Raw genomic sequence first — 26,968 nt, 5'->3', positions numbered from 1 at the left:
ATCTGGGGGAAGTCGCGTCAGAATTCCTAGGCGTGTCGCAACGACACGCCGCAGTAAGTATCTGAAGCGAGTAACAGGGTGAGCGGTCTGCAGCGATAGCCGGGTCAAGCGCACACCAACAGGTGACGGTGCTCGTGAGGGTCGGGGATCGAAGGGGAGCCCCAGCCGGCAGGCCACGAGTTCGCCGTCCGTGACTATGGGGGGTCACTCGAAGTGAGCACGGACATCGGGACCGCAGGGAGCCGGCAGCGCGCCGACGTCCCCGCGCCGCGATCGCCGCACGGCGCACCGGCCGGGGGGCCGCTGCGCACCCGCACCTGGCGGAGCGTTCTCGTGCGCGCCGTCGTCGCCGCCGACCTCGGCATCGTCCTCGCCGTCGCCGCCCTCGCGACCGCCCTCGGCGTCGCGACCCGGTCCTGGGACCTGCAGTCCGCGGCTTTCGCTAGCTGCATCGGTGCAGGGATCGCCCTGACCCTGATGGCCGCCATGCGGTGCTGGGACGCTCAGGTGATCGGCCAGGGCGCCGAGGAGTTCAACCGCCTGGTCCGCGCCTTCGTCGGTTCCTCCCTGGTGCTGGCCCTCATCGGCTATCTGCTCAAGGCGGACAACCTGCGGCCCTGGGTCATCGGGGTCCTGCCGGTCACCGGGCTCGCAATCCTCAGCGGCCGCTATCTCATCCGCCGCGTGCTGCACACCGCCCGTCGCGAGGACCTCTGCATGTCCTCGGTGCTGGTCATCGGCACCGAGCAGGGCATCTCCGACCTCGTCGCCCGCACCCGGCGCGTGCCCCACCACGGCTGGACCGTGGTCGCGGCTTGCACCGCCGGCGGCCTTCCTGAGGGTGGGTCCATCGCGGACGTCCCGGTGGTCGGCGACCTCGACGGGGTCGCCCGCCAGGTCGTCGAGCTCGGCATCGACATCGTGGCCATCGCTCCGACGCCGGGCTGGACCCCGAAGCGCCTCCAGGTTCTGGCCTGGGAGCTCGAGGGCACGGGGGTGGACCTGGTCGTCGAGCCGGGTCTCATGGAGATCGGTGGCCCGCGCCTCCACGTCGCCCCGGTCGACGGCCTGCCCATGCTGCGGCTTACCGAGCCCCGCTTCGACGGTGTCACCCGCGCGGTCAAGGCCGGCATCGACCGCGTCGGTGCGGCCTTCCTGCTCCTTCTCCTGGCGCCGGTCCTTCTGACCATCGCCGCGCTCGTCAAGCGTGACGGTGGCCCGGTCTTCTACCGCCAGGAGCGGGTGGGCCTCAACGGCCGACACTTCCGAATGGTCAAGTTCCGCTCGATGGTCGTGAATGCGGACCAGCAGGTCGGCGAGCTCGCGGCGACGAATGAGGCCGCAGGCCCGCTGTTCAAGATGAAGCGCGACCCGCGCATCACCGCCGTGGGTTCCACGCTGCGCCGACTCTCGCTCGACGAACTCCCGCAGCTCTTCAACGTGCTCGGCGGCTCGATGTCCTTGGTCGGCCCGCGTCCCCCGCTCTCTCGCGAAGTGGCGAAGTACGAGACGGACGCTCGTCGCAAGCTGCTGGTGCGTCCCGGTATGACCGGCCTATGGCAGGTCAGCGGCCGATCGGACCTCACCTGGGAAGAGTCGGTGCGACTCGATCTGCGCTACGTCGAGAACTGGTCGCCCGCCCTCGACATCAACATCTTGTGGAAGACGGTCGGGGCCGTGACCCGCGGCCGTGGCGCGTACTGAACTTCTTCGTTCCTTTCGTCAAATCCATTCATCCGGGGGAAGAGCCATGTCTGAGAACACCAACTTCGATGTCGCGGTCGTCGACGAAGCCGTCATTCCGACGCAGCGGACGAAGAACATCAAGATGGTTGTGCCGTCGCCCGGGTCGGCCGCGTCGTCTTCTCAGATGATCTACTGCGCCCGCGTTCCGATCTCGGCGTGCACGCCAGGCGTCGCCGTCGCGCAGGTGCTGCACCTGGCTCGTCAGGACCGCACCGAGGGCGCTGACGTTCATCTCTGCAACGCTTACACGTTGTCCCTGGCCGACCAGGACGCCGCCTACCGATACATGTTGCAGAGCGCTCGGCTCAACTTGGCGGACGGCAAGTCCGTGGCGTGGATGAACAAGCTCGTGGGTGTCACGACCGAGGGCGCCGATCGTGTTCGTGGAAACGACCTCTTTCTGGACGTCGTCGAGCAGGGCCAGTTCCACGGGACGCGGCACTACCTGTTGGGCAGCACTCCCGAGGTCGTCGAGAAGCTCCGTGACGAGTTGATCCGCCGCTTCCCGGCTGCATTCATTGTCGGGGTCGAGTCGCCGCCCTTCCGTCCCCTGACCGACGAAGAGCGCACCGAGCAGGCAACTCGCATCCGCGAGTCCGACGCCGACATCGTCTGGGTCGGCCTGGGGACGCCCAAGCAGGACCGCGCCGCCGTGGAGCTCGCTCGCGACGCCGGTGTGGTCGCCGTGGCGATCGGCGCTGCTTTCGACTTCATCGCCGGCAACAAGCCCGAGGCCCCTACCTGGATGCAGCAGTCGGGCCTCGAGTGGGTCCACCGCTTCGGGAGCGAGCCCCGCCGGCTCTGGCGTCGCTACCTCTTCGGCAACTCTCGCTTCGTGTACGCCGCGTACCGCTACCGCCGTGCACAGACGCATGCCAAGGCGGTCTTGGAGTCGGCCCGGCAGCTCCGATCGGTGGCATGATTACGCTGCTTGACGCCCTGCTCGTACGACCACTCGTCCGAGTCCATGGTTGGCAGACCCCTCGACACCGCCTACTGTGCGTGCCCTGTCAGGCTCCAGTGAGTCTGGTTGCGCCACCACGGGGGGTCAGGTGACGACAGAGCAGTTACGGCTGTACTGCGAGCTGGATCGTTCCGTGCGGGTGCTGGTGGCCGGGTCCGGGGGGCTGGTCGGGTCGGCGGTGGTGCGGGCGTTGGGGGCGGCAGGGTTCTCGGATGTGGTGGGGGCCCGGTCGGCGCAGGTGGATCTGCGGGACGCGGGGGCGGCGCGGGAGTTCGTGACGGCGGCCCGGCCCGAGGTCGTGGTGGATGCGGCGGCTCGGGTGGGTGGGATCGCGGCGAACAACGCGCGGCCGGTGGAGTTCCTGCACGACAATCTGCGGATTCAGGCGAACCTGTTGGATGCGGCGCACGCGGCGGGGACGGAGCGGTTGCTGTTTTTGGGGTCGTCGTGCATCTATCCGAAGTTCGCGGAGCAGCCGATCCGGGAGGATTCGCTGCTGACCGGGGCGTTGGAGCCGACCAATGATGCGTATGCGATCGCGAAGATCGCGGGGATCATGGGTGTGCAGTCGTATCGGCGGGAGTACGGGCGTCGGTGGATCTCGGCGATGCCGACGAATCTGTACGGGCCGGGGGACAACTTCGATCTCGAGTCCTCGCACGTGCTGCCGGCGTTGATCCGGAAGTTCCACGAGGCGACCGTGAACGGCGATGCGACGGTGACGGTGTGGGGGACGGGGTCGCCGCGGCGGGAGTTCCTGCACGTCGATGATCTGGCGGCGGCGTGTGTGCATCTGTTGGAGGCCTACGACGATCCGGCGCCGATCAACGTCGGGACCGGTGAGGACGTGACGATCGCGGAACTGGCGTCGGCTGTCGCCCGGACGGTGGGTTTCTCGGGGGACATCGTCTACGACACGTCGCGTCCGGACGGGACGCCGCGCAAGGTGCTGGATGTTTCGAAGATCGCGGCGACGGGGTGGAAGCCCCGGATCGGGCTCACCGAGGGGCTGGCCGCGACCTACCGCTGGTACCTGGACCACTACGTCAACGAAGCCGGCCATAAGGGTCGGCTCTAGAAGCATGTCGGGGGTTAGAGCATGAAGCGCGCCATCATCACGGGGATCACCGGTCAGGACGGGTCGTATCTGACCGAGTTGTTGCTGTCGAAGGGCTACGAGGTGCACGGCATCATCCGCCGTTCGAGCACCTTCAACACGGGTCGGATCGAGCACCTGTACCAGGACCCGCACGACCCGGACCAGCGGCTGGTGCTGCACTACGGCGACCTGACCGACTCGTCGCGTCTGGTGACGTTGATCGAGAAGGTCCGTCCCGACGAGGTGTATCACCTGGCGGCGCAGTCGCACGTGCGTGTGTCGTTCGACGAGCCGGAGTACACCGGCAACACCACCGGCGTCGGCACCGCGCGGCTGCTGGAGGCGATCCGGATGGTGGGGATCGAGACCCGCTACTACCAGGCCTCGTCGTCGGAGATGTTCGGGGCGACGCCGCCTCCGCAGAACGAGGAGACCCCGTTCTATCCACGTAGCCCCTATGGGGCGGCGAAGGTGTACGGGTACTGGATGGCGCGGAACTACCGTGAGGCGCACGGGATGTTCGCGGTGAACGGGATCCTGTTCAACCACGAGTCCCCGCGCCGGGGCGAGACGTTCGTGACGCGGAAGATCGCCCGTGCGGCGGCGCGGATCGCGCAGGGCAAGGAGCAGTTCGTCTACCTGGGGAACCTGGACGCGGTCCGGGACTGGGGGTATGCCCCGGAGTACGTGGAGGGCATGTGGCGGATGCTGCAGGCCGACCAGGGCGATGACTACGTGCTGGCGACCGGGACCGCGACGACGGTGCGGGAGTGGGTCCAGTACTGCTTCGGGGCGGTGAACCTGGAGTGGGACAAGCACGTGCGGTTCGACGAGACCTACCTGCGTCCGACCGAGGTCGACGCGCTGATCGGTGACGCCACGAAGGCGGAGAAGGAACTGGGCTGGAAGGCGCAGACCATGCCCGACCAGCTCGCCCGCATCATGGTCGAAGCCGAACTCCTGTGAAGGCAAAAAGCAGCTTGAGACCCGGAACGGCGTGGAGAAGAGTGGGCGTGAAATGGACTTAGGTGGACTGCTCGCGATAGTACGACGAAATTGGCGGATCACTTCGAGTGTTTTCGTCCTTACACTATTGCTGGCTGTCGTTGCACTAGTGCTTACCCCTACCAAGTACGCCGCTACGGTCACCCTTTACGTTTTCAGTCAGAACAATACCGACAATGCATCGGCGGCGTATCAGGGAAGCCTGCTCTCTGAGCAGCGAGTCAAGTCGTACAGCGATCTTTTTGTGAGCAACCGTATCGGGCAAGCGGTCGTCGACTCTCTCGGATTGCCGGAGAGCCCGGAAGAGGTGACCAGCGAAATCGCAGTCTCCGCTGAACCTCAATCGGTGCTACTGGCGGCAACTGTAACCGACCAATCCCCCGAGCGAGCAATCGCGATTGCTAATGCGGCAGCGAACGCATTCACTCGTTTAGTTGCAGACATCGAACAGCCTCCGGATCGTACCCGCCCCCCAGCAGTTGCCGTTCGACAGATCGAACCTGCCGTTCCCTCTCCCGGTCCAGTAAGTCCACGGTGGCTGTTGACTCTGGCTACGGCAGGGGTGATGGGCCTTTTTCTAGGGATAGCTGCGGCTTATGTTAGAAACTTCTTCAACAATGCCGTGCAGAGTGTTAAGTCGGCGGAAGAGATTGCTGGCGTACCGGCCCTCGGAGTGATTCCAGAGAGCTCTGACCTGTCGGAGAGACGAGCTCACATCGAGGGCGACGAATTCTCCTCGTCGATTGAGGCGTACAGACGACTGCGAACAAATCTTGCCTTCGTCTCAGTAGATAAGTCGAGAAAGAGGTTGGTGGTCACAAGTTCAATCCCAGGTGAAGGGAAGACGACCGCAGTTTGCAATCTCGCCGCAGTTGCGGGCCAAGCGGGGTTGAAGACGCTAATCGTTGACGCGGACCTTCGGAGACCCATGGTGGCGGACAGCTTGAGTCTCGAGAGCCAAGTCGGACTCACGAGCGCGCTCACAGGAAGGGTCGCGACGTGGGGCGCGATACAGGCGTCTAGAATGCCGAACGTCCAGGTAATGACCAGTGGACCGCTTCCGCCCAATCCCAGTGAACTACTTTCATCGGATCAGATGCGAAAGTTGATGGACGATGTCGAATCCGACTTCGACCTGATACTGATCGACTCACCGCCGCTCGTGCCAGTAACTGACGCCGCAGTCGCCAGCCAGCTCTGCGATGGCACCATGATAGTTTGCCGTCACAACTTTGTGAAGCCAGAACAATTAGCTACAAGTGTCGATTCTCTCGGCAAAGCGGACGCTGACGTTGTAGGCTTAATCTATAACGCGGCTAAAAGGTCTGAGCCTCTTGCATCCGCTCAATACTACGCCTACAAGCAGCAGCGTCCGGTAGGGACCGCTTATGCGCTGCCTATTGACGCAGATCAAACGAAACCATCGCCCCGCCCGCATCGCAACTTGTCAAATGAGTCGAAGTGAACGATACACGACCGGCATCTCCGCGCGTGTCCGTGGTCATGGCGGCACGTGATTCTGCATCAACCGTCATAGAAGCGGCCGAGTCGGTCCTCCAGGGGGAGCTCCAAGACATCGAACTCCTAGTGGTCGATGATTGTTCTAGTGATGACACGGCACAACTGGTGTCGGACTTGGCCGCGCGCGACGCCCGGGTCATTCTCATAAAGAACGCACAAAACCTGGGTCGCGCAGCAAGCCGTAACAAAGCCATCCTGCACGCTCGGTCGGAATACGTGGCAGTAGCTGATTCGGACGATATTAGCCTTCCATCGCGCCTTCTTGAGCAGGTCACGCTTATGGAAGCTTCACCCGAGTTGGTGCTTCTAGGCAGTCAGGTCGCAGATTTTGGGTCATGGGGTGGACCTGCGCAGACGTTGAAGTACCCAACGTCCGACCGCGATATTCGTACACGTTTTGAACGCGGGCACAATGCAGTACCACACCAAGCTTGCATTATGCGGCGTGAGAAGCTTGCAGAGGTGGGACTATATGAACCAGCGCTGCTACGCTGCCAGGACTTGGAGCTCTTTCGGCGGCTGTTAACCTGCGGTCGAGTCGAAAACAGTGAATCAGTTCTCGTCCATTATCGGACAGAGAACCGAACGCCTGGACTGGGCTACTTCAAAAGTAATGCAAGATATCGTTCTGCCGCTAATTACTTATACAAACGTAAGTCACTTGGTGGGAGGGTAGTCCGGATTCGCTTAATCGCGGCTGAAGCTGTTGAAATTGTCCGTTGGCTCCGAAGCATGATTATCCGTGACCGCGGGGTGCAGGAGTTGCGATGAGAGTTGCTGTCGACGGCTCGTTTCTGTACCCGTCTGCCGTGGGTGGCGCCGAGCACATGTTTTATGCGCTTCTAGAATCTCTGGCAACTCTGCCCCCAGACAGAGTTGCTTTTGATGTGTACGTCCAACCCGACGCGCTTGCAACCTTGCCGCCGCTGCCCGCGAATTTCGCAGTAGTGCCGATACGAGTACGGTTTGTTAGGTTTTTGACATCCGAATTCCTTGCGCTGACACGAAGCTGCGACGTCTATCTCTCACCGAACTACTACACACCAATGACAGCTAGACTTCGACCGCGAATGCGCACCATCACGGTTGTCCATGATCTCCAATTTAGGTGCTTTCCGGAGAATTTCACTGTTAAGAAGCGGGCTTTCCTGCGCTTCGCGCTTTGGGCGACCATGCGACTTTGCGACGATGTAGTAGCCATATCCGAGTTCACGAGGGGGGAGCTTGGGCGATTCTATAGAAGGCGCCGCCCCGTACACAAGATTCCGAACTCCGTCTTGTGGCGCCGTTTCGAAGCCGAACGAGTCGTCGAACAACTGAACGGCAAAAAATTTCTCCTACTTGCGGCCGCGCATTATCCGCACAAGAACATTGCTACAGCAGTCCGTGCTTTTAACGAATTCTCCGCGAGGTCTGGTGATGCCTACCATCTCGCCTTAACCGGACAGCTGCCGGCTAATTTGGTCGGGTCGTCTGGCGCAGAGGTGGACATCGATCACTCGAATACCCTTCTCCTCGGTTACGTCGATAATCGAAGTCTCGCCTGGCTTTACCGAAACTGCACAGCAGTGCTGTTGCCAACGCGATATGAGGGCTTTGGTCTTCCAGCTGTAGAAGCAATCGGACTAAACGCTTGGCTCATTCATAGTAACGTTCGCGCTTTGCAGGAAGTATTGGAAGGAGTTCACTCTACGGGCGTCGCTCCTATGGATGTCCCCGCTTGGACGTCAGCGATAAGTTACGTCGTCACACACGGGCCTAGACCCAGGAGAGTCGATTGCACGAGAATGAGACGAATGTACAGTCCGGCAAGCGTTGGTTCGGCTTGGTCTGCTTTGCTCTCGGGCGCAAGCGTTGAGGGTAGCCGTCTATAGGGACGATTTGTTCCTACCGAGTGAGCCGTTTGTTTGGGGAGCGGACAACTATCCGCCCGACGCTGAGGTGGAGTACTCAGCGAGTCGCGTGTTACGCGGGGACCCGGACAATCGTAGGCCGACGCTAGCTTGCGGTGACCACAGAGCTGGGCGGTTCGCGCTGCGATCGACTGGTCTTTGCAAACGACCCTTTCGATCGTTGTTGCGCGATGCCGACATGGTCCATATTCACTTCGCGGTTGATGCCGCTGGCCTTTTGCCGGCTCTCTGCCGCCGTCGGCGCCCCTTCGTCGTAAGTCTCCACGGACATGACGTATTGAGTAGCGATAGTACGCTTCGGGGGAGGGGCTACCGAGGGCGGACACTTCTGGCTCGACGAGAGGAACTGATAGACCGAACTTCTCTGTTTCTTTGCAGTAGCAAATACCTACGTGACGAAGCTATTAGTCGCGGTTATCCGCCATCTCGTACATTTGTGCATTATGTTGGACACTCTTTGGGCGAGAACGACAGGGCAGGAGAGGAATCGCCGGGTCCAGCTAAAGTGCTTTTTGTGGGGAGACTCGTCGAGAATAAGGGCGTCGATCTGATCGTTCCCGTTTCGCAGAGTCTTTCCGCCATGGGGGTTGACCATCGGATTGATGTTGTCGGTGCTGGCCCGTTCTTGACTGAGCTTCGGCGACAGATATCCTTAGCTGGGGCAGCTGTGGACGTCCATGAGCCAATGCCGCAGGCACGCGTTCACGCACTGATGCGGCGGGCACACCTCGTGATAGTTCCATCCCGTCCGATCGGTAGCGGCGAGAGCGAGGCGCTTAATCTTGTTGCGCTTGAAGCCGGGGCTATCGGTATTCCTGTAGTTGCAAATGCGACTGGAGGAATACCGGAAGTGGTTATGGATGGTGTGACTGGGCTTTTAGCCGATCCAACCCAGCCGTCAGACTTCTTAGATAAGGTAACGCGTGTTCTGAGTGATGGAGAAATGCGCTCCGCGATGCGCGGGAACGGCGAGACTCTAAGCCACTTCTCCAAAAAGTTTCGCCGCAGCGCGTTGATGGATTTTTACGAGCGACTGTTGTGAAAAGAAGAAGAGCTGCGGTGGTGGTGACTGCGGCCCAACTTAGCCGACAAGCCGGAAACGCGGTCTTATTTATCGTCTTGGCGCGGTTCATGTCGCCCGAAGACTTTGGGATCGTGGCTCTTTCCGCCGTGATCGTAAACTTCTTCATATTGTGGTCGGATTTGGGCTCCGAACCGTTGGTTGCACGAACGCCCCGTGCTCAAGCGCACAGAATGGCTGAGAGCTACGTACTTGTAAGTCTCGTGTGGACCACTATTGTCTCGGCGATGCTCTACCTCGCTGCGCCATCGTTGGCGGTGAGCCTAGACAAGGCCGGCATCTCGCAGCCTCTCTCCTTTATGGCGCTGGCGATTCCCTTCGGAGGTATTTCCGCCGTTTTCCGGGGATTCTGCTCAGCCTCAGGAAAATTTGTCTATCTCGCGAGCGCGGAAGTTCTCGGCTTGCTCTCGGGTGCGATCATCGCATTTGCGCTTGTATCCAACGGCTACAAAGTCGAGGCACTTGTCGCCCAATTTCTTGTTTCCAACGCTGTACCCGCGGTTTTGTACCTCACGGCCTTTATTACTGACCGGCACGCCACTGCGGAATCGACAGTTGACCTGCGCTGGTCGGAAAGTCTCTCGTTTGCCGGCTTTGTTGCTATCAACTATTGGTCACGGAACGTCGACAACCTCTTGGTAGGCAAGTTCCTTGGGACTTACCAACTTGGTCTGTATGAAAGAGCTTATCAACTTATGTACGTGCCAGCATCTCAAGTGTCAGGCGCTCTCGGTAGGGTGATGGTGCCAATGCTTTCCAGTACTGGGGATAGGAGAAAGTTTGAGCAGATGTATCTTCTTGCGCTGAGTGGGATCGCTGTGTCTGCCACACCCTTTCTCGTTGCCTTGAGTTCACTTGCTAATCCCGTTGCGGATGTCATCTTCGGACCCGGTTGGGATGGTCTTGGGCCGGTTCTTACGGGGCTAGCCGCTGCGGGGTCGTTACAAGCGACGTCCAGCTCGGTGGGCTGGCTGTACCAGGCGTCCGGTGCAGGTCGTTCTTTTCTCCGCAACGGTCTGCTTTTTAGTGCTCTTACTATCGTCGGTTTGGCTATTGGAGTGTCGACGGGTTCTGTGGTTGGCGTCGCCTCTTCATATTTCATAACGACGGCTGCGCTGACTGTTCCGATCTTCTGGGCGGCAGTGAGAGTGGCTGCGTTAAGATTTGCAATTATTCTCAAGTGGTTAATCCCTATTTGGGTAGCAAGTGCGCTTCAATGGACTGTCACCTCTTGGATGCAACAATGGTTCGAACCCAGCGATCTAATCACGCTTGCTTTATATTTGGTAGGCAGCTATATTGTGTTCTGCGTGACGCTCGGTGTCATGAATCCGGTTCTGATCAGACGAATCATCGGAGTTCGGCGTGAACTTGCCGCAGAGCCGACCTGAGAAATGGTTGTTAAGTTGGCCAGAGGCCGTCCTGGCTGGGATCCTTCTTCTGCCCCTTGTGGTGTCGCTCTTTGCGGTCAACCGGTTCCAGTCAGCTGTGTCCGGGGACAGTGCGGGTCTACAAGGGCTGGTTGACGAATCGGGGAGCAACCCGCTTTCGCCCTATGCGCCCGTGATCGCCCTATCCCTTGTTGCTGCGCTTTGTTGGTCGGCTCGCCGGAATTGGCGGTCGATAGACCTTGGTCTCGCTGGGCTGGCGACTCTCTCTATTGTCACTGTGTTATTGACTTTCGTCAGCCTTGGGGAAGCCCCCTCTTTGGGGCAGGCCACTGTTGCCCTAACCCTTGTGAGTATCGGTATTGCTGCTGTTTCCGATGGAGTACGGCTACGGCATGTTTTTGTGGTTGTGGCTGCAATCTTTTCGGTTGCAAGCTGGGTGTATGCCGTTGTAGCTCCATCCTTAGCGGTAGAGACGGGCTATACGGACGATGCGCTCTTCTCTGGTATACCCTATCGCTTGTTCGGGTTGGCTCCGCACGCGAATTCTCTGGGTGCTGTTTCGGCCGTCGGTCTGATACTCGTCTTTCCCTGGAAGCGGCACCTGCCCCTAGCAGGGTTGTTTGCGCTTACTCTTCTTGCGACGCAGTCGAAGACGTCAGTGGTGGCGTTGGGCATCGGTTGTGTGGCAGCGGTCGTCGCCTACCGCGCAAAGCCTTTGCTTTCGCAGATATTGCTTGTTGGCGTCTTCCTGATGGGTCCACTACTGGTTCTTCTCACATGGGTGAATCGATTGTCGTCCGAACCTCTTGGACCCGTTCTAGGAACACTCACTGGTCGGACAGAGGTGTGGATCGTAACTTTAGACGAGGTCGATCGCACATGGCTCTTTGGGGTCGGATCAGGTTTATGGGATTACAACATGAAGAGCAGGTATATCGATTTCCTTGGCTTCGCGCCAGGTCAGTCGCACAACGAGTTCTTGCAATCTCTCGGGGTTCACGGACTGCCCGGAGTTCTATTGCTGATCGCCCTCTTGATATTCCTTCTGAGGGCACTAGGTGCGGCCAGTTCCGTAACCAGTAGAGGAACACTTGCAGGGCTCGCAGCGTTCTTCCTATTTCGCGGAACCACCGAGAGCATTTTGCCGGGAAGCTTCACGGAGGTAAACGTCTACGTATTGGTCGTCACCCTGTGGGCGGCACTCGTCGCCAGCAGGGGCGGTAGGGCTGCGCACATGGACCCAGAGCGTGCGCTTGGCAGGGAGTCTCGTCGATGGGTGATTCAGTAGAGGAACACTTGATCGATGACTCCCAGCGTTGACTGACCTACTGCATGGAGATGCTAGGCGAGGACGCTGTCGAGGCGGCCGGAGTGACCGCCGACGATCTGGTCGGGGTCGGCGCCGAGGACGTTCTCGGCGAGGGTGGCGTAGAGGTCGCGGAAGTCGACGTGGGAGCGCAGGTCGCCGGCGTCGAGGTCGGTGAGGCTGGGGGTCCGGCCGGTGAGGCCGCCGGTGACGGGGGCTCCGGCGAGCAGGACGGGACCGGCGGTGCCGTGGTCAGTGCCGTCGCTGCCGTTGGCTTTGACGCGACGGCCGAACTCGGAGTGGACCATCACGACGACCTGTCGGCCGGGGTCGGTGGCGGCGAGGCGCCGGACGAACGGGGTGAGGGCGGCGTCGAGCTGGCCGAGCAGACGTTCCTGGGTCTCGCGTTCGTCGGCGTGGGTGTCGAAGCCGCCGAGGGAGGCGGAGTAGACGCGGGTGGGGACTCGGGCCTCGACGAGGGCGGCGATGAGCTCGAGCTGGCGGTCGAGGTCGCTACTCGGCTTGTCCTTCGACGCCTTCTGCAGTGCGCCGGAGCTGGTGCGGCGCAGGGTGGCGAGGTGGCCGATTGAGGCGGCGGTGCGGGCGCGCCAGGGGTCGTCGTCGGGATCGGGTGCCGCGAGTGCGGCGATCGCGGTGCCGACGGGTCCCTTCGGGAGGTCGAGGGCACCGGCGGCGATGGTCGAGCCAGCATGGTGGTCGCCGACGAGCAGCGGTGGGAGGACGGGGTCGGTCGACAGGGCGCGCAGGGGGTCGGCCGCGGAGCCGTCGCTGGTGGCGTCGAGCCAGCGGCCGAGCCAGCCGGAGCCGTTCGGGCTGGTGGGGTTGGCGGTCTGCCAGATGGCCATGGACCGGAAGTGGCTGTGATCGGGCTGGGGGTAGCCGACGCCCTGCACGGTGGCGAGCGACCCGTCGTCGTGAAGACCCTTCAGGCCCTTGAGGGCGGGGTTGAAGCCGAGGCCGTCGCCGAGGTCGAGGACCTCGTCGGGGGAATAGGCGAGCTCGGGGCGGGAGCGCTGGTAGACGTCGTCGCCGGCAGGCACGACGGTGTTGAGACCGTCGTTGCCGCCGTAGAGGGTGACGACGACGAGCACTCCGGCGTCGGGATCGAGGTCTCCGGCCGAGCCGGCGATCTCCTCCCACCCGATTGCCGCGGCGCCGATCGCGGCAGCGCCGGTGACGGCGGTCGCCGCCAGGAAGCGGCGCCGCGTGAGGATCGGGACGTCCGTTCTCATCCGCTCACCACGAATTCCGGGCTGACCGCCGCAGCGATCAGCAGCTGGCGGGGGTCGCCGATCGGGCTGAGCGCGGCCCGGGTCCGTGCGCTCCAGGCATCGACGCCCAGGGTCGCGCGGGCCCACTCGAGCCGGGCGTTAGTCCCCGACGGCGGGTCGTCCACGGCCGGCGGCTTCAGGCTCGCGTCGGTGAGGAGTGCAGTGGCGAATCGGACGCGCGCGACGGTCGCGGTCGGCGTGATGTAGGGCGCGCCGGCGGGCCACCCCCCGACATTCGGCGGCTTGAACGGCACCTGCCCGAGGGCCTTCAGCTGGTTCAGCGCGGTCGTGCGGTCCTTGTCGTCGAGCGTGCCGATCGGCCGGCCGACGGCACGGGCCAGCCCCATGGCCCAATCGACGGGTTGCTTGACGAGCGTCGCGCGCGGGTCGCGGAACGTCTCGGAAGTTGCGAGGGCGCGGAGGAGGCCCCGGACCGAGGTGCCGGGCCCATAGGCGTCGGTGAGCCGCTCGAGCTCGGGTTCCGACGGCGGGTCGCTCGAGACGAGCCGGTTCCAGAGCCGGGTGGCGATGAAGCGGGCGGAGTCGGCGCGAGCGGTGAGCATGTCGACCAGGCCGGAGGCGTCGAGGTCGGCGGTCGTACCGAGCACCGTCTTGGGCCCGTCGTCGAACTTGGACTTCGCGAACGTCAGTCGCCGGTCCTGGTAGGTCCATCCGGTGAGGGCGCGAGCGGCCTGCTTGACGTCGCTCTCCGAGTATTCCCCGACACCGAGGGTGAACAATTCCATGAGCTCGCGACCGAGGTTCTCGTTGGGTGCGAACTTCCGGTTGGTCTGGTTGTCCAGCCAGACATTGAGAGCGGGGTCGACGACCATCGCCTGTGCGAGCTGCGCGAGGGAATCCTGACCCTTGGTGCGCAGCGTCTGGTTCTGCGTGAGCATGAGCCCGGCGTCGCGGACCTTGTCGAGGCTCGTCGCGAAGTGGCCGTGCCAGAACCACGTGATCTTCTCGGCGCGAGGTGCCTGGACTGTCGCCATTCGGTCGAGCCACCAGAGGATGGCGGTTCGCTCCTGATCGGATCGCTGCTGGTCCTGGGCCTTCCGACGAGGATCGTCAGCCGGGAGGTCGGTGATCTGCGGCAGGTTCGGGACGTCGGTCGGGGCCGATTCGTCGGTGGTGAGGAGCTTCGCCAGCGTGGCGTCGGGACCGGCGAGGATGCTCGCCTCGAGGGTCTGGCGAGGTGCGCCGAGACCCAGCCGGTCGTGCAGTCGACGCACGACCGCCCGTTCGCTCAGAGCCCCCCGGTCCGGCACGGCGTCGAGTATGTCGCGTCTTCGGATGGCGATGGTGTGTGGTCACGGAATCGTCATGAATGGCTGCGTGTCGCACGGTGTGTCGTCGCTCGGAAACGGCGTGTTGGTCTCCAATGCGGCATTCGGGTGGTGTGTGTCCTCCAGGGCTAACGGGCGAATATCGACTGCGCTGACACTCGTGAGGCCGTCCGAGGTGGGGGAGTACGACTGTGCCGGCGAGTGATCTTCTTCCGTTGCGTCCGGAACCGGAGGTGCCGAACGACGACCGTCGTCGGCGGGTGCTCCGGGGGCTGATGTTCCTGCTGGGGGCCGGGCTCGTGCTCGCGCTGCTGGCGGCGGGCGCTCTGTTCGCGGTGACCCAGCAGTTCAGCGACCGGATGCACCGCTACGAGGGCGTGTTCGCGATCGATCCGTCGACGCGGCCGGTGCAGGGGGAGGGGCAGACCTTCCTGCTCGTCGGGACCGACACGCGCTCGCCCGACCCGACCACCGGTACCGAGGCCACGGCCTCGGACTGGGTGCCGGGGATGCAGCGCTCCGACGTGATCATGCTGGTGAACGTCTCCGACGACGGGACGCACTCGTCGGTGGTCTCGATCCCGCGTGACTCGTGGGTGTCGATCCCCGGCCGCGGCATGAACAAGATCAACGCCGCGTACTCGTGGGGCGGGCCGTCGTTGCTGGTGCAGACCGTGGAGTCGCTGACCCGCGTACGGGTCGACCACTTCGCCGTCATCGACTTCGCCGGGTTCGCGCAGATGACCGACGCGGCGGGCGGGATCGACGTGACCGTCGGCCAAGCGACGAACTTCGGCGGTGTGGCCGTCCCGGCGGGCCCGCAGCACCTCAACGGCACACAGGCGCTCTCGTACGTGCGGGAGCGCAAGAGCCTGCCGGGTGGCGACTTCGACCGGGTGCGTCGCCAGCAGAACGCTTTGCGCGCGCTGGCCACGTCGGCGATCAGCTCGGGAACGCTCTCGAGCCCGACGCAGGCCTACGGGTTGGCCGACTCGTTGGCCACGTGGGTGGGCGTGGACGACACGTTCTCGGCGAACGACCTGCGGGCGTTCGTGTGGGGGCTGCGCGACCTCCGGGCGTCGAACATCGACTTCCTGACGGCGCCTGTGACCGGAACGGGCACGGAGGGCGCGGCGTCGGTGGTCTACCTCGACGCCGACCGTGGGAGCGAGCTGTGGTTCGCGATGAACACCGATGCTGTGCCGGCATGGGTGGCGAGCCACCCGTCGGCGGCGCTGCCGGCGGTGCTGCGTTAAGGCGTCATCCCGACGGCACGTGCTGTTCAGGCATCTGGCGGTACGCATGATCGTCTCGGCGTGATGTATCTACCTCGACGATCAACTCGTGGTCAGGGGGACAATGAACAGCAGCGCGCGATCGACCGGCAGCGACTTCGGACACGTCTTCAATGAGGTCGTCCTCGAGGTCGCTCCCGATGAGCAGGCGGTCGCGGACGAGTATCGATCGATGGATCACGACGTCGTCCTGCGGCGACTCCGAGGGAAGAACGCGGGCGACGGACTGGGCTTCGGGCTGCCGGAGCTGCTGCCGCTGTTGTCGCCCGCGCTGTTCATCGCCCTCGACCAAGCGCTGCGCAAGGTCGTCGACCTGTCCGTGGAGGGCGGCGTCAAGGGGCTCGCACGGCGGTTCCGCCGCGGGCGCGGCAGTTCCCCCTCGTCTCCTGCGATCCCGGCGCTCAGCGACGAGCAGGTCTCCGACGTCGTCGCGCGAGTCCGCGAGTCGCTCGAGAGGGACGGTGTGCCCGAGGGTCAGGCTCGGGACGTCGCGACGGCGTTGGCGCGGGCTCTACCCCGGTCTCCTCGACCGGAGGACGGCGGTCGTCGCGAGGTAGACCATGTCGTCGACGACTGACGGCCCCCCGGCGCTCGGGACGACCGGCGCGGCGCCAGGCGCGGTGATTCGTGGCGCTGTCGAGAGCCGATTCTTCGCGTCCGGAGCCGTCCTGCGTCTCGTGCTCCTGGCCGTCCTGATCACCGCGGGCTCGTTCAGCATTCTTACGACGCGTCATCCGCTGTTCGGCCCGCTCCTGGGCGATGTCGGCAACGACACCTACGGATGTCTGCTCGCGGGCGGATTCGACCCCACCGGGACACAGTTCTCCAACGTCGCCGCTCTCGAGGGTGTCAACAAGGCGGCGGTGGACGCGTGCGTCGCGCGGTTCGAGGTCCCTTCATGGGCCTGGGCGCTGGTCGTGGCGACGCTCGTGGCGGTGGCGGCAGCGCTCTGGTGGATCACCCCGTGGATCATCGTGCGCCGACGCGGGCTGCGGTCGCTGCGCGACAGCGAGCCACGGAGCGAGCTCGACGACCTCGTCAGGATCGCCGGCCTTCGTCGCGCACCGCGCTTCCTCGTCGACCCGACCGGCGGCGCCACTGCGCTGACGCTGGGTCGTCCTGGTCGCTACGTCGTCGTCGTCGGGCTCGGACTCCTGCAGGGGAGCGACCGGGCGAGGACTGTGCGACATGCCGTCGTCCTGCACGAACTCGCTCACCTCCGGAACGGCGACGTCGGCGCGACGCAGGCCGCGCTCGCTCTGTGGCGCGTCTTCGCGGTCGTCATGCTCGCGCCGTACCTCGCGCAGATGCTGTGGTTCGTGGTGCTGGGCCTGAACCCGGAGCGCTCGTACACCGACGTCTACTTCACGTCCGGGGTCGCGCCCCAGGTGCTCGGCATCGCTTCGACCTTGGCAATCGCCGTCCTGATCTTCCTGTCGCGCGTCGACATCATGCGCAGCCGTGAGTTCCACGCCGACCGGCTCGCCGTCGTTTGGGGAGCCGACCCCGCCTGCTGGTCCCCGCGCGCAGGTGTCACACGAACGCGGGGTGTGCGGTCGTCGTTGTCGCGTCTCACCGGGACGCACCCGTCGTGGGCCGCCCGCCGCGCGGCCATCGACGACGCGGGGCGCTTGTTCCTGCTCGGCGGCCTGACCTCGTTCCTCATCGGCGTCGGCGCGATCCTGATCGCGCTCGCCGAGACCGGGTCGTCCACCACGACGTCGATCCTGGCCGGGGTGCTCGTCGCCGGGGCCGTCGGGCCGCCGCTGTGGTGGGCGACCGTCCGGGCCGAGGCCGTGGGCGCGCCGAGACCGTCCGTCGTCCGCACCGCGCTCTTCCTCTCGCTCGGCATGGCGGTCGGCGGCCTGCTCGCCGACAAGCCGACGCAGCCGACGAGCCTGCTGCCGTTGAGCAGCTGGTCGCTGGTCCTGGTCGTTCCCGGGGCGGCCGGCCTGACGGTGTGGCTCGCGCACTGCCTCCGTCTGTCGTCACCGAGGCGCGCCCGGTTCGGTGGCCGTGTCCTCGTCGTCCTGGTCGCCGCCGCCGCACTGTTCGCGCTCGGCATCGGGTGGTTCGTCACGGTCCTCGACTCCTTCACGCCCGAGTACCTGGATGTTGCCGAGCGGACGGCAATCGAGGCGGGAGTCGTCCAACCAGGGCCGACGGCAGCCTTCTTCAGCGTTGTGACAGCTGTCTGGTTCGTCGTGGGCGACGCGCTGGTGTGGATCGGTGGCCTGTTGTGGGCGGTTCCGGTCGTGCTCGTCGTGACCGCTCTCGTGCGTGGCGAGCGCCTCCCCACACCTCGAGGCGCGGTCCGGACGGTCGTCGCCGTCGAGGCGTCGTTCGTCATGCTGCTCATGTCCTCGGTCCTCGTGGCGGTCATCGGCGGACAGCCGCTGATGTACCTGCTCTGGGGTGTCGTCGCTGCGGGCAGCGGAGCAGCCGTCCTGGCAGTCCTCTACGGCCGACGCCCCTCGGACGGCGTGGCCGCAGGAACCGCTGCCGGTGGCCTGGTCCTCCTCGGCGTCACGGCGCAGCTTCTGGCGGTGACCTGGGTCCTTGCCCGGCCGTCGACGGGGCTCGAGGGCTTCCGGGGCCTCCCAGGTCTCATCGGACAGGTCCTGATGGGGCCGCTGGTGATCCTCTGCGCGGTTCTCGCTGCCCTGTCCGCCATGGTCGCGCGCCTCACACGCCGGCACCGAGCGTCGGTCGGGGAGGACGCGATGGCCCTCCGCCCGGCAGGGACGCCGGGGTCTCGTCGAGGGACTGCTGTGGTCCAGGCCGCCGTCGCCCTGGTAGCCGTGCTCGTCGTCTCGACCCTGCTTCCCAGAAGCCCTGCCAATGCCTCCGCCCGTCCCGCTCCACCGACCGCCGCCGCGATCATCGGACCCACCGCAGTGGCGACGCCCACGCGAAGCGTCGAGGTACTCCGCTCCCAGTCCGTGGCCTGGGTGCGGTACGGAGGGTTGGAGCTGAACCAGGAGTGGGCGGCGACGCTCGAGGACCTCTACCGCGGCAGCCAGGCGATCGGCGACACACCCGAGAGCGAACGGCCGCTCCGCCAGGCGTGCGAGCGGGCGGGACGGGTGTCCGACGCCGCCCGCGCCCACTTCCGTTTCCCGGAGCCGGCAGTGCAGGTCCAGTGGGCCGAGTTCATCGACCTCACGCGGGATGGCGCGGCCTGGTGTCGTGCCGGGTTCGAGCACCACGACAGCGACGAGATCGTGGTCGGATTCGACCGCTTCTACGCCGCGTCCGACCGCATGTTGGCGGTGTGGCGCTGGCTCAACACCCACGCGGCCGGTCCGTGAGTCGGGCGCTCGACGTCTCGGCCGGCCGGTGCAGCGTGGTGGGGAAGCACGCTCAGCGGTAGTCGCTGCGGCGCTGCTTGCCCGTCCGCGAGCTCAGGTGCCACCAGCGGCAGGCCTTGCACAGGTACACCGTCTTCTCCACCCGCCCAGGGGTCCGTCCTCGACCCGGGTTGCGGCGGCGCCAGTGGACGGCGGAGCGCAGGGCGCGCTCGGCCTCGACCTGGTCCGGCCAGCCCATCTTCCCGCTCGTGCACCCCGGCCATACGGTCACAATTGCTCCCTCTCTCGGCGGTGTGGACTGCAACGGGCCGGTCCCGACGACGCCGTCGCACGGCCTCGTCGGGAACGGCCGGTCGTGCTCAGTTGCGCACCACCTCGATGCGGCCGAGTTCCTGTGCCCCGTCGGGCATCTGCGCCAGGCCCCGGTAGGTCCCCTCCGGCCTCGTCCGGTCGTAGTTGAGGAAGGCCGTCACGGCGCGCCCGTCGACGCGGTACAGCACGAGGTCGAAGACCTGCCCGCGGTCGGTGTCCTTGTTGCCGATGAAGGTGGCGGGGCAGGTCCAGTCGCCGTCGGCCGCGACCGTGCACGGCAGAACCTGGGGCTGGAAGGAGTTGTCGCCGACCTTCTGGGTGACCAACCAGATGACGTCCGTCGGCCCGATCCCCGTCGAGGTCCCGCGCGGGATCACGTTCTCGGCCGGCACCGACGGGGAGTCGGGCGCGGTGAAGTGCACGGACGTCGCGGCCGCACTGGTCCCGGCCACGGCACCCAGGATCGCGGGCAGGTTGGTGGTGGCGGTCCCCACGGCGCCGAACAGGGCTCCGAGGAGCACGAACAGCGCGGTCGTCCAGGTCAACCACGGGAACCGTCGGGGCTCCTCGGGGCTTTCGCCCCTATCCCGGATGTTCGGTGGCGGGTCGGTTCCGATCACGGCCATGGGATTCTCCTGGCTCTCCGGTGGCGAGGGCGGCGCGGCCTCGCGCGGGAGTCGGGGGCGGCGCCGCTGTCCCGGGCTCGGGGAGCGGCAGGCGCAGAGCCTGCTCCTCGGGCGTCCACGCCACGCCCGAACCTGCGCTTGAGCAGCGAAGCTAGCTTTTTACGCTGGTACATACAAGCGTCACGTCGAGCTGGTTACCGAATAGTACGAGTCGTCGTGACCGCAGACCGAGCTCTTCTTTGTAACGCGACGCCAAGTTCGGCCGAACCGTTCCGTAGAGTCACAGCGTCGAGCAAGGAGCCGCTGAGTGCCCCCGTCCCGCGCGCTACCGCCACAACTGGTCCGAGCCCACGAGGGCTTCGAAGCGCTGTACGCAGCGCTGGAGGACGGCCGTGTCGGCCGTGAGCGCGTCGCCGACGTCGTCAAACGCCTGCTCGTCCTGCGTGAGGAAGAGCGCCTGCCGTCGGCGAGCGAGGTCGCCGCCGGCTACCAACTCCGTCGTCCGAAGCGCATCTCCCAGGACGTGGCGAGCCGCGCCGTCAAGGCCCTCGCGGACCCCTACCGGTTGGTCGTGCCGCAGGCGGCTCGTCGGGAGGGCTCCGGCCGTCCGTCCATCCCGTTGTTGCTCGGCGGCGACCGCTGGTTCGTGGTCGGGGTGACGGTGTGGCGCCTACCGGCCGGGGGCGCGAGCATCATGCTCGCCGTGACCGATCTCCTCGGGCGAAGACTGTGCCAGGACACCCCCACCGGTGTCGTCGAGGAGAAGGGGTCGATCGCCGACGGTGTCGTCGAGCGGGTCGTGAAAGCGATGAGCGACCGTCGCGAGCTCCGCGGCCGTCGCCTGTTCGGTGTCGGTGTCAGCGTCTCGGGGCACGTGGTCGACGGCACCGAGGTGCGGCTCTCGCCCGTGCCGGAAGCGAGTCGCCACGACCTGGGCCAGGAGATCGCCGATGGCCTCGACCAGGTCGCCGACCGCACGCTCGCTCGTTTCGCCCGCGGAGCCGCCGTCCCCGTCGTCGTGGACAACGATGCCGCCCTTCTCGCCGTCCGCGAGACCTTCCAGCCCGACCAGCCGTTCCGAGACACCGTGGTCGCGGCGGTCTTCCCCGATGGGATCGGTTCGAGCGTCGTCGTGAACAACCGCGTCTACCGCGGTGCGCGAGGCGCGGCGGGCGAGGTGGGGCACCTCGTCGTCGGCTCCGACCTCGTGGCGCGGGCGCGAGCCACGGAGGGCCCCGATACACGGGCCGAGGCCGGGTTCGCGGCCGAGTGCTCCTGCACCGACCGCGACGACGAGCGCGGGATCAAGCGCGGTGGACACGTGGACTGTTACGCGCCGCCGGCACGGATCGCGGCGCAGGTGGGCAGGGCGGAGACGATCAGGCAGCTGATCAACACCTCGGACGACGACCGACAGGTCAGCGACGTGTTCGCGATCGCCGGCGAGGCGTTGGGGATCGCGTTGTCCTCGCTGATCACCATCCACGACCCTGAGCAGCTCGTCGTCTACCTGCCCAAGGCGTTCGAGGACGTGATCCTCCGCGACCGTTCGAATCTCGCGGGCCACAGGTACTGGGCCACTGCCGGCGACGTCATCCGCGAGAGGTCCTACCCGGCTGCGGACGCACTGCCCATCAGCCTGCGGTATGTGAGCGACGAGGACCTCAAGGTCCTCGGGGCCGAGAGCGCCGGGCTGCGCGTCGTCGACAGCTTCATCAAGCACGGCAAGGGCCGGTGCAAGTGCTACATCTCCCCACCTGTGGAGCGGGTCGAGGAGGTCCGGGCGCAGGAGTGGGACGCCGACTCGCTCTGGCCGTGACCGGTTTTTTCGCGGAGCCTCTACGATTCCGCACGCCCCTGCTCGAACAGCCGTACGCCTTGGCTGGCAGTGACACTCGCCAGCCACGGACCGGGTTCGGTGTCGGCCAGCCGCTCGATGTCGTCCCACCATCGGAGCCACACACGCAGCTGGTCGAACAGGGCGAGCTGACCGCCGCTCGTCAAGAAGCATGCCCTCACCCCGTGGGCGACCAGCTGCGCGCGCTCATGAGGTCGCTTGCGGATGTTCTTGTCGCGGGTGAGGACGATCAGTCCTTGCGCGCCGACGATCGGAAGCCAATCAACATCCCTCGCACCCTGAGACACGGGGCCGCCCGGTGCACCGGGCCAGGTGAGGTCTCCCCGCACGTGTTGCAGCGCCTTCGCCACGCCCAGGCTGTTCTCGTCCATGAACCACCGTGGAACTCGGCTCCGCACGGGCACGATGCGGGGTTCAGGCGACCTGACGAGCTTCGAAACTCACTGCGGCATCGACCTCGGCCGTCGTGAGGTCGTAGACCTCGGCGATGCGTTCCGGGTCCTCTCCGGCCTCGATGAGCTCGGCGAGCACCTCTGTCCGCACGCCGCGAAGAACCGTGGGCTCGCCGAACCCGACATCGGGATCGAGGACGACGGGAACGCGGCGGCCCAACGGGAACAGCCGCCGTGCGACATCGCCCTCGGCGAACTCGACCTTCTCGAGGAACGCCTCCGCTTCATCCGTCAGCTGCAGCTCGCCGTTGCGCCCCAGGACGACGATGCTCAGAGCAGGATCCAGCCCCACCGTCTTCTGCACCTCGAGGGCGAGCTGCTTGCCTGAGGTGTAAGGCTGGAGCGTGGCCAGTGGATATCGGACCCCGAGCTCGCGTCGCAGGATCCCGATCACCGGGCGCAGGTACTGCAGCGACACCTTCTTGGCGCGGTACTCACGCAAGTAGCCCGCCTCGACGAACTCGCCCCACGTGACCATGTCCGAGCGCGTGCGACCTTCACGGATGACCGGCGGGTAGACGCGCCCTGCGTGTTCGTAGCCATCGATCCACCGCCGCAGTCCGTCTGTGCGCAGGCCGAGGAGGCGCGCGGCCTGTGACATGCCGTAGATCGGCCGCTCGAGCTGGGCAACTTGTTCCACGGCTGGGGTGGTCACGCGCGTTCCTCCTTCCGGACCTCCACCCGTGTTCGCACAGGTGTGTCACACCTCTATAGCAGGTTGCCGCGATTCGACAGGACCACTCTGCTGGACACCACTAGCCCGCGGCCTGGCTGACACCGGCTTCTGCCTCCAAGATGTCACGGTCCGTGGCAGGGCAGGCCCGCAGAGTGGCGCCCGCACGCGTCTCCGAAGCTGAAACGCGGCTGAAAGGTTCTAGCCCTTCACTCCTCGTGTACCGCCATGGGGGGAGAGGTCGTCAAGAAGGTCGTGAGGTCGAGGACCGCGCTGCGCAGGCTCGAGGCGTCGAGGAGCCGTCGCGTGGCTCGGGTGACGAAGGCTCACAGGGTCAGTCGGATGGTGCTCGGGTCGCGCACCGCGCACGGGACCATCGCCCTCGCGATCGGGGCCGGCGTTCTCCTGCACGGCGGGCAGGCGTGGGCCCTGCCGGACCCCGCGGCGGTGACCGTCGTCCGCGACGTCGCGTTCGTGGCAGAGGACCCGTCCGGCGACGGCGGGGACCAGGGAGAGGCCGCGGCGGCGTCCGAGCCGACCGGCGGCGGTTCGGGATCGGACTCGACCTCGTCCGATGGCGGGTCGGGGGAGAGCGGGTCCGGACAGGGCGCGTCCGAGTCGAGGGAGGAAGGTCGGGACGGGGCCCAGTCGGATCCCGAGCCGGCGAACGCGCCGAAGCGTACGGATCCCGTGCCGTCGGCGACGCGAGGACCCGCGCCGAGGAAGTCGACCAGCTCGCCGAGTCCGTCGTCGGCGCCGACCGCGCGTCCGACGACCGCGGCTCCGATTTCTGCCTCGCCTGTGAAGGTCGAGCGGCCCGTCACGGCGCCCGAGGCGAAGCCGGCCGACCCGCCGGTGGGGCCCGTCGTCGAGCCTCCGAGCAGCCGTAACACGCCCGCGACCACTGGCGCGCCGGCGCAGGCCGCTCGACCGGCCCTGCCCGCGCCCGCGACTGCTCCCGCCGCTCGCTCGACCCGGACGCCCCTGTCGCCGGCCCGGGCGCAGGTGACGGAGGCCGTGGCGAGCAACGTGCTGACCCGGGTTGCGCTCGGGCTCGCGGGGGTCGTGCCGACCGGCCCGCGGGGCCCGCAGGGCACGCCGCCCCCGGCCGCGCCCGCCGCACCGTCGGGGATGCTGCTGGTGGCGCAGTGGGCGCTCTTCCGGCGCGGGGCCTCGCCGTTCAACCAGAGCCCCGTCGCGAGCCCGACGCAGGCTCCGACCAGCACGGGGCAGGTCGTCGGCGACCTCCACGCGACCGACCCCGACGGCGATCGTCTGACCTACGTCGTCGTCGCACCTCCAAGCCAGGGGGAGGTCGCCGTGGCTGCGGACGAGACGTTCGTCTACACCCCGAGCCCGGAGCTCGCGCGGACCGGTGGCGCCGACGCCTTCACGGTCCTGATCCGGGACGCCCCGGGCGCCCCCGGGCTGTCGCGCTACACCGACCTGCTGCGCGGAGTGCTGGCCCGACACCCGGTGCTCGCGGACCGGCTCTTCGGCCCGCACGGCGTCCGGGTCACCGTCCCGATCACCGTCGCGCCGAGGACGGCGAACACCCCGCCGTCGGTGCCCACGACCACGCCCGCCCCCTCCGTCCAGCGCGGCAGCGGGGTCGTCAGCGGGAACCTCGGCGTGCAGGACCTCGACGGCGACCAGCTGGTCTTCACAGTGCCGGAGCAACCCGCCGCCGGCGCAGTGAGCGTCGACCCGCTGACCGGTTCGTACACCTTCACCCCGACCTCCGCGGCCCGCCGTGCCGCCGCCGGTACGCCCGGGCCCGACACCGTCACCTTCACGGTCCTTGTCTCCGACGGGCGGGGCGAGGCGTTGCCGGTCGTGGTCACCGCCCCGGTCGACCCTGGGCCCGCCGAGGTCGTCACCGCCATCCCGGTCGCCCCTGGCGCCTCGTCGCTGGTGACGAGCCCGGACGGCACCCGTATCTACGTCATCGGACAGAACGCCTCGACCGAGGCGCCGGTCCTCGCCGCGGCGAGGACCCTCGCGGCCCCCACCGACGTCTCACCGCTGGTGGCGATGTCCACGGGCACGACCATCTCCATCATCGACGCCGGCAGCAACACCCTCATCAGCACGGTCACGCTGCCCGGAACGGCGGACGGGCTCACCTTCAGTCCGGACGGCAGCCACGCCTTCGTCACGACCTACGACTCCTCCTTCCGTGACGGTCCGTCGACCGTCACGGTGATCGGGGTCGCGACGGACACCGTCGTCGCCACCCTCGAGGCCGAGGGCACCCACGGTGACGTCTACTTCTCTCCCGACGGTCGGTACGCCTATCTGAGCGACTACCTCGGGGACCGCGTCTTCGTCGTGGATCTTGGTAGCGACATCACGACGACGATCGCGGTGGCGAGGCCGCAGTACCTCACCTTCAGCCCCGACGGGCGTCGTGCCTACATGCCGAGCAGCTCCGACGGGACCACGGTCATCATCGACACGGGCGACCACTCCGTCATCGGCAGCGTGCCCGGGTACGGGCAGCCGGTCGTGGGACCAGACGGTCGCTATGTCTACGTCGTCGATTACCAGTACGTCGACGGCACCGTGACGGTGATCGACGTGGCCGACGACTCGGTGGCCGCGCTCATCCCGGTCGGTGGCTATCCGACGAACATCCAGTTCGGGGCCGGAGCGCGCTACGCCTTCGTCGACTCGCAGAACGACGGCCGGCACCGACTCTTCGTCATCGACACCCTCGACCTGTCCGCGACGTCGATCGAGCTCGGCACCGACCCGCAGCCGATGCAACTCTCCGCCGACGGCCGGCGGGGTTACATGGTCGACCAGATCGACGGCACCGTCACGATGATCGACACCGAGCACGGGACGCTCCTGGGCGCCGTCGAGACCACCGATCGCGACTACAGCTACGTCCGCAATCCGGGATTCGATCCCAGCGGCCGCCGCTTCTACGTCCTCGACGGTGGGCGGCTCACGATCATCGACTCGGGCGACGACACCGTGACGACGCTTGCCGCCGATGGCCGCCTCGGGTTCACCCCGGACGGGGCGTACGCCTACGTGCTCGGCTACGGCGACGGCGCGAGTTCCGCCCTGACCCTCGTGAGCACGGCGGACGACACGGTGCGCAGATTGACGGGGCCGGGGTACGCGAGCGCTGTGACCTTCAGCCCGGACAGCAGCGTCGCGTTCGTGAGCGCGTACGACGACACCGTGACCGTGCTCGACACGGCCGGCGGCGAGTCTCGGGTGGTCGAGGTCGGGCCGGGCGGGGGTTTCCCGATGTTCAGCCCGGACGGCGGGCAGGCGTTCTTCACCAGCTACGGCGACGTGTACGCGGGCGGCGGCGCGCAGCCGAAGGTCACGGTCGTGGACACCGCGACGGACACCGTGTGGACGGTGCCCACCGCCGAGTGGCCCGGGCAGGTCACCTTCGGCCCGGACGGACGCTCCGCCTACGTGGTGAGCGGCCGCAGCAGCGAGGGGTCGACGGTCACCGTCATCGACCGTACCGACGGGACGGTCACCAGCTTCACCGGCCCGCCCTACGCCACCGACGTCGCGTTCTCGCCCGACGGTCGATTCGCCTACCTGCTGGGCTACGGCGACACCCTCGACGACGGGTCGATCGTCGTGATCGACCTCGCCGACGGCTCCCGGTCGGACATCCCGGTGCCGGCGGCCACCGGGGTCCGGTTCAGCGCCGACGGGCAGTACGCGTACGTGCTGAACTCCCGCGACGGGACGGCGACGGTGATCTTGCTCGGGGGCGGGGCCGTACCGTCCGGCCTCGCGCCGGACATGCGCAGTGCCTGATAGCTCTCGCTGGGTGCAAGCAATGCGTCACTGCTT

21 protein-coding genes are annotated in these 26,968 nt (G+C 66.1%); 15 read left to right on the top strand and 6 right to left on the bottom strand.

Features of this window, described 5'->3' with window-relative positions; translation table 11 throughout:
* The first annotated feature begins 213 nt into the window (after positions 1-213).
* From LN037_RS11810 to LN037_RS11775, 10 genes are all read left to right on the top strand, one after another.
* Entirely contained in the window at positions 214-1,704 is a 1,491-nt protein-coding gene (locus LN037_RS11810; RefSeq protein ID WP_230752550.1) for a sugar transferase, read from the top strand.
* A gap of 46 nt (positions 1,705-1,750) precedes the next feature.
* Complete coding sequence (locus LN037_RS11805) at positions 1,751-2,668, top strand: WecB/TagA/CpsF family glycosyltransferase (protein WP_230752548.1); 918 nt, start codon at positions 1,751-1,753, stop codon at positions 2,666-2,668.
* A 130-nt stretch (positions 2,669-2,798) separates the two neighbouring features.
* Positions 2,799-3,788 carry a GDP-L-fucose synthase family protein gene (locus LN037_RS11800; RefSeq protein WP_230752546.1) on the top strand — a complete coding sequence of 330 codons (990 nt, stop codon included), beginning with the start codon at positions 2,799-2,801 and terminating at the stop codon, positions 3,786-3,788.
* Positions 3,789-3,809: 21 nt separating this feature from the next.
* The gene (gmd, locus tag LN037_RS11795) at positions 3,810-4,775 is read left to right on the top strand and encodes a GDP-mannose 4,6-dehydratase (protein WP_230752545.1); all 966 of its coding nucleotides are present in this window, start codon (positions 3,810-3,812) and stop codon (positions 4,773-4,775) included.
* A gap of 52 nt (positions 4,776-4,827) precedes the next feature.
* Positions 4,828-6,279, top strand: a complete 1,452-nt coding sequence (locus LN037_RS11790; RefSeq protein ID WP_230752979.1) for a tyrosine-protein kinase domain-containing protein — start codon at positions 4,828-4,830, stop codon at positions 6,277-6,279.
* Entirely contained in the window at positions 6,276-7,106 is an 831-nt protein-coding gene (locus tag LN037_RS34035; protein ID WP_372460430.1) for a glycosyltransferase family 2 protein, read from the top strand. The genes LN037_RS11790 and LN037_RS34035 overlap by 4 nt, the downstream gene beginning before the upstream one ends.
* Entirely contained in the window at positions 7,103-8,209 is a 1,107-nt protein-coding gene (locus LN037_RS34030) for a glycosyltransferase (protein WP_372460429.1), read from the top strand. The genes LN037_RS34035 and LN037_RS34030 overlap by 4 nt, the downstream gene beginning before the upstream one ends.
* Before the next feature lie 67 nt (positions 8,210-8,276).
* A complete protein-coding gene (locus tag LN037_RS32460; protein ID WP_372460428.1) occupies positions 8,277-9,290 on the top strand; it encodes a glycosyltransferase in 1,014 nt (337 codons plus the stop codon).
* A complete protein-coding gene (locus LN037_RS11780; protein ID WP_308286138.1) occupies positions 9,287-10,720 on the top strand; it encodes an oligosaccharide flippase family protein in 1,434 nt (477 codons plus the stop codon). The genes LN037_RS32460 and LN037_RS11780 overlap by 4 nt, the downstream gene beginning before the upstream one ends.
* Positions 10,695-12,008, top strand: coding sequence for an O-antigen ligase family protein (locus LN037_RS11775; protein WP_230752541.1), 1,314 nt, complete (start codon positions 10,695-10,697; stop codon positions 12,006-12,008). The genes LN037_RS11780 and LN037_RS11775 overlap by 26 nt, the downstream gene beginning before the upstream one ends.
* Positions 12,009-12,061: 53 nt before the next feature.
* Here LN037_RS11775 and LN037_RS11770 read toward each other — a convergent pair whose 3' ends face one another.
* Entirely contained in the window at positions 12,062-13,279 is a 1,218-nt protein-coding gene (locus LN037_RS11770) for a DUF1501 domain-containing protein (RefSeq protein ID WP_230752538.1), read from the bottom strand.
* Entirely contained in the window at positions 13,276-14,553 is a 1,278-nt protein-coding gene (locus LN037_RS11765; protein WP_230752974.1) for a DUF1800 domain-containing protein, read from the bottom strand. Before LN037_RS11765 ends, LN037_RS11770 begins: the two co-directional genes overlap by 4 nt.
* 287 nt (positions 14,554-14,840) lie before the next feature.
* Between LN037_RS11765 and LN037_RS11760 the strand changes: the two genes are divergently transcribed.
* The 3 genes from LN037_RS11760 (at position 14,841) to LN037_RS11750 (ending at position 19,213) form a co-directional block, all read left to right on the top strand.
* Positions 14,841-15,863, top strand: coding sequence for an LCP family protein (locus LN037_RS11760; protein WP_230752536.1), 1,023 nt, complete (start codon positions 14,841-14,843; stop codon positions 15,861-15,863).
* A 211-nt stretch (positions 15,864-16,074) separates the two neighbouring features.
* Positions 16,075-16,479 carry a hypothetical protein gene (locus tag LN037_RS11755; RefSeq protein ID WP_230752534.1) on the top strand — a complete coding sequence of 135 codons (405 nt, stop codon included), beginning with the start codon at positions 16,075-16,077 and terminating at the stop codon, positions 16,477-16,479.
* Between the two features lie 100 nt (positions 16,480-16,579).
* Positions 16,580-19,213 (top strand): M48 family metalloprotease, encoded by a 2,634-nt coding sequence (locus LN037_RS11750; protein ID WP_230752532.1) that lies wholly within the window; start codon positions 16,580-16,582, stop codon positions 19,211-19,213.
* A gap of 52 nt (positions 19,214-19,265) precedes the next feature.
* On the opposite strand, the gene LN037_RS11745 is transcribed toward LN037_RS11750, so the two are convergent.
* Both LN037_RS11745 and LN037_RS11740 read right to left on the bottom strand, forming a co-directional pair.
* Entirely contained in the window at positions 19,266-19,484 is a 219-nt protein-coding gene (locus LN037_RS11745) for a hypothetical protein (protein WP_230752530.1), read from the bottom strand.
* 88 nt (positions 19,485-19,572) lie between these two features.
* Complete coding sequence (locus LN037_RS11740; protein WP_230752528.1) at positions 19,573-20,070, bottom strand: hypothetical protein; 498 nt, start codon at positions 20,068-20,070, stop codon at positions 19,573-19,575.
* 388 nt (positions 20,071-20,458) lie between these two features.
* Here LN037_RS11740 and LN037_RS11735 point away from each other — a divergent pair, with 388 nt between their 5' ends.
* On the top strand, positions 20,459-21,970 hold the full coding sequence (locus LN037_RS11735) for an ROK family protein (RefSeq protein WP_230752526.1): 1,512 nt from the start codon (positions 20,459-20,461) through the stop codon (positions 21,968-21,970).
* A 20-nt stretch (positions 21,971-21,990) separates the two neighbouring features.
* On the opposite strand, the gene LN037_RS11730 is transcribed toward LN037_RS11735, so the two are convergent.
* Together LN037_RS11730 and LN037_RS11725 are read right to left on the bottom strand one after the other, a co-directional pair.
* Positions 21,991-22,380 (bottom strand): PIN-like domain-containing protein, encoded by a 390-nt coding sequence (locus LN037_RS11730; RefSeq protein WP_230752524.1) that lies wholly within the window; start codon positions 22,378-22,380, stop codon positions 21,991-21,993.
* 43 nt (positions 22,381-22,423) lie between these two features.
* Positions 22,424-23,116 carry a DUF433 domain-containing protein gene (locus LN037_RS11725; RefSeq protein ID WP_230752523.1) on the bottom strand — a complete coding sequence of 231 codons (693 nt, stop codon included), beginning with the start codon at positions 23,114-23,116 and terminating at the stop codon, positions 22,424-22,426.
* A 1,035-nt stretch (positions 23,117-24,151) separates the two neighbouring features.
* On the opposite strand from LN037_RS11725, the gene LN037_RS11720 reads away from it, so the two are divergent.
* On the top strand, positions 24,152-26,932 hold the full coding sequence (locus LN037_RS11720) for an Ig-like domain-containing protein (RefSeq protein ID WP_230752521.1): 2,781 nt from the start codon (positions 24,152-24,154) through the stop codon (positions 26,930-26,932).
* The last annotated feature ends 36 nt before the right edge of the window (positions 26,933-26,968 follow it).

Origin of the sequence: Actinomycetospora soli, from assembly GCF_021026295.1 — a bacterium.
GTDB lineage: Bacteria > Actinomycetota > Actinomycetes > Mycobacteriales > Pseudonocardiaceae > Actinomycetospora > Actinomycetospora soli.
The sequence above is the reverse complement of the archived record's forward strand: the minus strand, read 5'-3'. Positions and strand labels throughout refer to the sequence as shown.

What these genes read in the sequence shown, in the direction of transcription:
- LN037_RS11730 (WP_230752524.1), bottom strand. Translation starts at nt 22,380, where the DNA reads ATGGACGAGAACAGCCTGGGCGTGGCGAAGGCGCTGCAACACGTGCGG.
- LN037_RS11790 (WP_230752979.1), top strand. Translation starts at nt 4,828, where the DNA reads ATGGACTTAGGTGGACTGCTCGCGATAGTACGACGAAATTGGCGGATC.
- gmd (WP_230752545.1), top strand. Translation starts at nt 3,810, where the DNA reads ATGAAGCGCGCCATCATCACGGGGATCACCGGTCAGGACGGGTCGTAT.
- LN037_RS11805 (WP_230752548.1), top strand. Translation starts at nt 1,751, where the DNA reads ATGTCTGAGAACACCAACTTCGATGTCGCGGTCGTCGACGAAGCCGTC.
- LN037_RS34030 (WP_372460429.1), top strand. Translation starts at nt 7,103, where the DNA reads ATGAGAGTTGCTGTCGACGGCTCGTTTCTGTACCCGTCTGCCGTGGGT.
- LN037_RS11755 (WP_230752534.1), top strand. Translation starts at nt 16,075, where the DNA reads ATGGATCACGACGTCGTCCTGCGGCGACTCCGAGGGAAGAACGCGGGC.
- LN037_RS11770 (WP_230752538.1), bottom strand. Translation starts at nt 13,279, where the DNA reads ATGAGAACGGACGTCCCGATCCTCACGCGGCGCCGCTTCCTGGCGGCG.